Genomic DNA, 6523 nt, shown 5'->3' on the forward strand with positions numbered 1-6523 from the left:
CATCCTCAGTAGCAAAGCCCTCGATACGTTCAACCAATACCCGTCCATACCAAGTGCGATCAAAAATAGCGATACGACTGATACGGTCTGTTTGCTCATTGGGCAATTTGGTCCAAAAACGCCATAAATAAGGATGCTGTAGCTCATACAACATTGGCGCGCTGATATTATAAATCTGATATTCACGTGGATCTAGTGGCGCAACCAGTCTTTTAATAGTGCCACCCTTGCCAGCTGCATCCATGCCTTCAAAAGCAAACACTACATGACGCCCCTGACGCGCACGCAGCAGTTCTGCCAATCGTGCCTGCTTCTTAGCCAATGCTTTATGGTAGTCAGACTTGTCAATATCTGACTTATCGATATCAGTCAGCAATTTAGGTATTTTTACTGCTTCAAAATCTATCACTTTATGCTTAGATTTATCATGGTAACTCACTGCTGCGTCTTGCACGTGCGTAACTTCTTCATTGTTTTCTATGTGGCTACTTACCAACGCCTTTTGCATCGCATGCAAAACTTCATGACAAAAATGCCTGGCTACTTGTGACTTATCTGCGCAATCTATAATGACCCAATCGCCTTGCTGACGTAATAAGCTGACTGCAACTTCATTAAACTTATCCACTATTGCCGCATCATGCCAATCAATTTGATACAAGAACTTGGGGGCTGGCTCATCGTCATTTAGTCTTGCTTGCAAGATTTCGATATCGACATGAAACCAGCACTTCAGCAGTTTGGTTTGATTTGCCGCAAGGTCTTGCTCAAAATCTTGAAGCTGAATAAGATGCTGACGTAAATACGCTTGCCATGGACCAATAGGTAATGCTTTAGTGTCCTTACCCTGCGTATTTTTTGCTGATTTTTTATTGTCTTCAGTTTCAGTTGCCATGCGCATGACATTATAAATCAAATCTGCATACCAATTACCAAAATACACCATCACATCACCGTGACGCGGTATGGCTTTGATATGCACTTGCCAAATCGGTTGATGTGCCAGTGGAGAATCCCCAATAGTTGCCTCAACTTTAAGTAAGCGCGGATCGATCCACTGGCGCAATTGTGTCACTGCTGTGCCCTTACCTGCCTGCTCCATACCATTGACTAATACCAGTAGCCCAACGGCTTTATCAGTGCTTGGTACTACTGGCTGACGCGTCGCACGCAAGGCAAACTGGGCAGTAACCAATGCAAGTCGCAGCGCGTCTGTATCCATTGAAAACTTGCTCAAAGGATTGGGCGTTAAGTACTGTTCGACAACTTGCTCATTAAGTGGCGCACTCATATCTTTTGCTGCTTCGACATCCGCTTTATTATTTTTTTTGCTCATATCTATGCTCGCTATAGTGTTATTCAATAATTGATTTAAAATAACAGGTTTAAATAAAATAGCTTAATCGTTTTATCATAGCACTGAGTCCATTTAGTGAATAACATGGCTATGTAACAGTTTGGCATTTGTATTCTGCTTTGTTTTCTTTTAAGGTGAATAAAATCTTGAGAGCATGGTTTAATAGTTGCCTATACACATAAAGATTTAACGCAGCTTAACGCCTTTGTTATCCATTTTTTCCTGTATTACCCGTTGTTATTATTCATTTGATGATTTTTACTTTATAGGATTCCCTGCCATGTCTGCTTTAGCCAATTTACAACAGCACTTAAACCGTTTTTGGACGCTGCCACATCATGAAGATGCAGCCTTAGATAACAAGCTCAAAGAGGTACAAGCATGGCAACAAGCCCGCATTAAGCGCACACACAGCGCGCTATTTGAGCAACCAAAAAACCACTTGATGGCGGATTATTTCTTAACACAGCTATATGGTGGTGATGAATTTAAAGTATTGGCAGAACAATTAGGACGCATCCTTCCTAAAGCCAAAAAACTAGAACGTCTTGCCAAAGAATCTTCTTTAGAAGCCGCTAGCATGGGCATTCAAGCATCAATATTGGCGATTGAGCTTGACTTACATTTGGCGCAGTGGTTACTTGCACAAGATTTAGCGGTTAATGAAGAGAATATGCTTACTGCCTACCGCGCTGTCGATGAAGCCGATGAGCGCCGCGTACAGATTAATAACCTAAAAGAGGTTTGCTATCGTACCGATAAAGACCTAAATTCTTTTGTGCTCAAAAAAGCCTTTGCTTTAGCTAAAGGCACTGCATATCGCTATAACTTTCAACCGCTCTATGACTATATTGATTCAGGCTTTAAAGCGATGAAGCCGCTAAAGAGCGTCAGCAGTTTCATTGAACCGTTTTGTGAGCGCGAGCTTGAGATTATTGATGAAGTGCATGCCACGGATAATGGCGGTAAGCCTACTGCGTTTGGTGTATGATAAGAGCCATTGTCTAAACAACTATTAGTATTTCATCTCACTAAAAACAATCATAGGACAACGCGATGACTGATCATGTAAATAATACAACGACTACTAACGGCCATATACAAGATAAATTGGTTCAAGACAGCATCACCAATAAACAAAATATCACCGCTCAAGTAAAAGCACGTCAAAATACTGCTGCAAGCGCTAATAATGTTAATAACAATGACTTTACGCATGTTGAAGATTTACCAATAGGAATGCCACAAGGGCAACAAACCACTATGCCAAATGCCAATACTGCAAACCGCACCCAAAATAGTAATGCAAATAACACTGCACAGGCGAGTGCCCAAGACACCAAACAAACGCTTTTTAATCAGCGTGATGACATCAATAATCCGCATACATCTGATACCGATGGTAATGAAGAAACCCATTTTGGCTATAAGACCGTTAATAAGGCGGAAAAACAAGCGCGTGTGGCTGATGTATTTACCTCTGTCGCCAAAAAATACGACATCATGAATGACTTGATGTCCTTTGGTATTCATCGCCTATGGAAGCGTTATGCGATTAGCCTATCAGGTGTACGTGCCGGTCAGCATGTACTCGATATCGCTGGTGGTACGGGTGATTTAGCCAAAGTCTTTAGCCGTGAAGTCGGTCGCAACGGTAAAGTGGTGTTATCTGATATCAATGCGGCAATGTTAGAAGTTGGCCGTGAGCGCTTGATTAATGCGGGCTGTAACAACGTTGATTTCGTCTTAGCGAACGCTGAAACCCTAGCGCCATTTGATGATAATAGCTTTGATCTGCTGACCATCAGCTTTGGCCTGCGTAACGTCACGGACAAAGATGCTGCTTTAAAATCGATGTACCGTGTGCTGAAGCCAGGTGGTCGCTTATTGGTACTTGAGTTCTCAAAACCTGTGTTTGAGCCTTTGTCTAAAGCGTATGATTTATATTCATTTACTGCCTTACCTATTATGGGTAAGCTGATTGCCAATGACGCTGAGAGCTATCAGTACTTAGCAGAATCGATTCGCATGCACCCTGATCAGCAAACATTAAAGCAAATGATGCAGCAAGCAGGCTTTGAAAATTGTGATTATCATAACCTGACGGCTGGTATCGTCGCTGTGCATCGCGGCTTTAAAGCTTAAGACTTAAGTTAAAAACCATTGCGATAAAAAATGCTATCACGTAAAGCGATGGCAACTGACCTTTATACATAATGATGCGCTCTTTTAAGGCGCTCAACTGACTATGCGAGAGCCTTATGCTGACTGTTCTACTTTTGGCCGGTGCCGAAAAACTGATTAACATGGCTATTGCCAGTGATGAGATTACCAAAGCGGGTCTAGCGCCGCTTGCTGGCAAAGTCTTGCGTCTCAATATGGACACGCCTGAGGTGAATTTGGATGTACTATTTACCCAAGAGCGCTTGCGTTTTGAGCCGGTGACGACCGAGAGTGTGTTTGAGCAAAGTGGTGCTATGAATGAGCGCCAAAAGGCTAGTATGCAGCGCGCGCGTCTTGGTCATAGTCAACCAGATTGCATCATAACCGTTGATAATCCTGCTCAGCTGCTTAACCTAATGCGCGGTACTGAAGGCAACCTGCCTATTGAGGGTGATTACAAAGTGCTTATGCAATTGAAACAACTGGTCGCAGGATTTGATCCTGATGTTGCTGGACAGCTTGAGCCATTTATTGGCAAGCCAATGGCGAGTCAACTGCATCTACTGATATCGCAGCTTAAAGGCAGCTGGCGTCATAGTGCCAAACGCGCTTTTAATGATGTTAGTGATTGGGCAAATGATGTGGCAGGCAACGTCGCTCCTGACCCTAACGAAGCAGCTGAAGTAAATGAGCTTAAGCAACAATTACTGAAACTACGCGCCGATATCGAACGTGAAGAAGCCAGACTAGCCGCCATTAAAGATGAGCAAGCACGTTTGACCAATAGTAGATAACATCCTTTTCTACAACGTCTATCTTATTTTTGACTTTATCTAGAGTACTTATATCACATGCTATTATCCCATCGCGCCCGTTTACTTGAGCTTTGGCGTATCGCCGCCACCTATCGTATTGACACGCATTTTTCTGTCGAAGAGGCGCCGCAGCTACAACCCTTGGTGCGCTTAATCCGGATGCATCCAGCCGCCTGGGGCAAAAAGCATCAGCCTAATGCGATTAAATACGCGCTTGAAGATATGGGTACGCTGTTCTTAAAGCTTGGACAATTACTCTCAACCCGCCGTGACCTCGTGCCACCTGAGATTATCGCGCAACTTATTCAACTGCAAGATAAAGTCAAATCTTTTGATTCTGATATAGCGATTGCCCAAATCCAAGACCCTAAGCATGGTCTTGGTCAATCTATTGGGTCTTTGTTTTCGCGTTTTGACGTTAAACCTTTGGCAGCTGCTTCTATTGCCCAAGTACATACCGCCGCCTTGCATGATGGACGTGAAGTAGTGGTCAAAGTGGTTCGTCCCGATATTCGCACTACCATTATTGCAGATTTTGAATTGCTACGTGAGTTGGCTAATTGGGCATCAGCGCGGATCGAAGCGGCACGCGCGATACATATTATCGATATTATTGAAGACTACCGTCAAGTCATGCTGAACGAGTTAGATTTAACGCTAGAGGCAGACAATACAACGCAGATGCGCAACAACTTTTTGGGCTCAGCATTGATGTATGTACCAGAAGTCTATGATGCCAATAAAAACGTCATGGTCATGGAGCGTATACAAGGGGTTCCTATCTCACAAGTTGAGGTATTTGATCAATTAGGCTATGACCGTGCAGCACTGGCAGAAAAAGGCTTAACGATATTTTTTACCCAAGTATTCCGTGATAACTTCTTCCATGCCGATATGCATCCCGGCAACGTCTTTGTAGAAACGCCACCAGTCAATACCTTGACTACAAATATGGCAGCCGTTGACTTAGGTCATGAGCCACGTTATATCGGGCTTGACTGTGCCATCATGGGCACCTTGTCAAAGGATGATCAGCTTATCGTCGCACGAATGTTATTGTCCGTGATGAATAATAACTTTACGGCGATGGTCGATATTGTTAGCCGTGCTGGTTGGATACCGCCGAATACCGATAAGCATGCTTTGATGCGTGATATGAAGCGCACCGTCGGTCCGATGCTACAAAAATCTATTAACGATATCGATTTTGCTGGCGTCTTGATGCAAATCCTAGATATCGCTCGCCGTCATCATATGAGTATCCCGCCGCAATTAATGCTATTACTCAAAACTTTGGTACACGTCGAGGGTCTTGGGCGTGACTTATATCCTGACCTTGATATTTGGTCACTTGCCAAGCCCATCCTAAGCAGCTGGATTAAAGAGCAGCTTGATCCGATGCGTAATTTGCAACACTTACGCCAGCAGTTACCAGAGATTTTACTATCAACCACTGATATTCCAAAGCTACTAGATCAAGGATTGCAAAGCCTTGCTGCGCAGGGGTCACGTCAAGACACGCAATTGCGCGAGATTCAGCAGATTCGTGCTGACATGTTAAACGACCGTCGCCGAGATTGGTTGGCACTGGCTGGTTTTGCTATTTTCATTGCCATTGCGACACAAGTCATTGGTTGGCTGTCACCTATTTTTTACCTACTGGCTATCTTGGCAGTCGTTTGGCGCATCTTAGCCTAAATTGCTTTCATTTATGATAGTAATGAATGCCTGATACTCGCTATAGATATCGAAATTTATTTAACAAACGCTCACTTACTTCAATTGACGTTTAAAAAATGAGTAAGCATTTGCCTTTATGTGAATTGTTTTCGACGGCTCATTAAAAAGGATATTCTATATAGGATTGACCTATGTCCATATCTGCCTCTCACCCTTTAATGCTTAAAAAAGACCACAGTGAGGCTATCGAAGTCTTACAAAACCGTTTTGGTAAACAGCTCAGTCTTAATCAAACAGTACGTGATCAACATGGTCACACTATAACGTGGCTTGCCAATCAACCACCAGATGCGGTATTAACGCTGAAAGATAAAAGTGAGGTCGCTGCCGCCGTCAAGATTTGTAATGAGTACCAGATGCCAATGATTAAGTCTGCGCTTGATCCTAAAAACATCCTGAATCCAGGAAAAATATGGCCTGAGACATTGCCTATCACTTGATCGCTATA

The 6523-nt window shown here is 43.3% G+C and carries 6 protein-coding genes; 5 read left to right on the forward strand and 1 reads right to left on the reverse strand.

All coding sequences use genetic code 11. The annotated features are described in order from the left end of the window. Positions 1-1336 (reverse strand): ATPase (locus tag VLN09_RS07200; protein ID WP_325245075.1); only part of this gene is annotated, 1336 nt, incomplete at its 3' end. 301 nt (positions 1337-1637) lie between these two features. On the opposite strand from VLN09_RS07200, the gene VLN09_RS07205 reads away from it, so the two are divergent. From VLN09_RS07205 to VLN09_RS07225, 5 genes are all read left to right on the forward strand, one after another. Further along, on the forward strand, positions 1638-2348 hold the full coding sequence (locus VLN09_RS07205) for an FFLEELY motif protein (protein ID WP_325245077.1): 711 nt from the start codon (positions 1638-1640) through the stop codon (positions 2346-2348). 248 nt (positions 2349-2596) lie between these two features. Beyond that, entirely contained in the window at positions 2597-3502 is a 906-nt protein-coding gene (ubiE, locus tag VLN09_RS07210) for a bifunctional demethylmenaquinone methyltransferase/2-methoxy-6-polyprenyl-1,4-benzoquinol methylase UbiE (protein ID WP_414709102.1), read from the forward strand. A gap of 116 nt (positions 3503-3618) precedes the next feature. Further along, the gene (locus VLN09_RS07215; protein WP_325245081.1) at positions 3619-4314 is read left to right on the forward strand and encodes a hypothetical protein; all 696 of its coding nucleotides are present in this window, start codon (positions 3619-3621) and stop codon (positions 4312-4314) included. A 57-nt stretch (positions 4315-4371) separates the two neighbouring features. Beyond that, a complete protein-coding gene (locus VLN09_RS07220; protein ID WP_325245082.1) occupies positions 4372-6033 on the forward strand; it encodes an ABC1 kinase family protein in 1662 nt (553 codons plus the stop codon). Positions 6034-6206: 173 nt separating this feature from the next. Then, the gene (locus VLN09_RS07225) at positions 6207-6515 is read left to right on the forward strand and encodes an FAD-linked oxidase C-terminal domain-containing protein (protein ID WP_325245084.1); all 309 of its coding nucleotides are present in this window, start codon (positions 6207-6209) and stop codon (positions 6513-6515) included. Positions 6516-6523: the final 8 nt, after the last annotated feature.

This window comes from Psychrobacter sp., from assembly GCF_035469765.1.
GTDB lineage: Bacteria > Pseudomonadota > Gammaproteobacteria > Pseudomonadales > Moraxellaceae > Psychrobacter.

Excerpts from the sequence above, each read along its gene's own strand:
- VLN09_RS07205 (WP_325245077.1), top strand. The coding sequence starts at position 1,638 with ATGTCTGCTTTAGCCAATTTACAACAGCACTTAAACCGTTTTTGGACG.
- ubiE (WP_414709102.1), top strand. The coding sequence starts at position 2,597 with ATGCCACAAGGGCAACAAACCACTATGCCAAATGCCAATACTGCAAAC.
- VLN09_RS07215 (WP_325245081.1), top strand. The coding sequence starts at position 3,619 with ATGCTGACTGTTCTACTTTTGGCCGGTGCCGAAAAACTGATTAACATG.
- VLN09_RS07220 (WP_325245082.1), top strand. The coding sequence starts at position 4,372 with ATGCTATTATCCCATCGCGCCCGTTTACTTGAGCTTTGGCGTATCGCC.
- VLN09_RS07225 (WP_325245084.1), top strand. The coding sequence starts at position 6,207 with ATGTCCATATCTGCCTCTCACCCTTTAATGCTTAAAAAAGACCACAGT.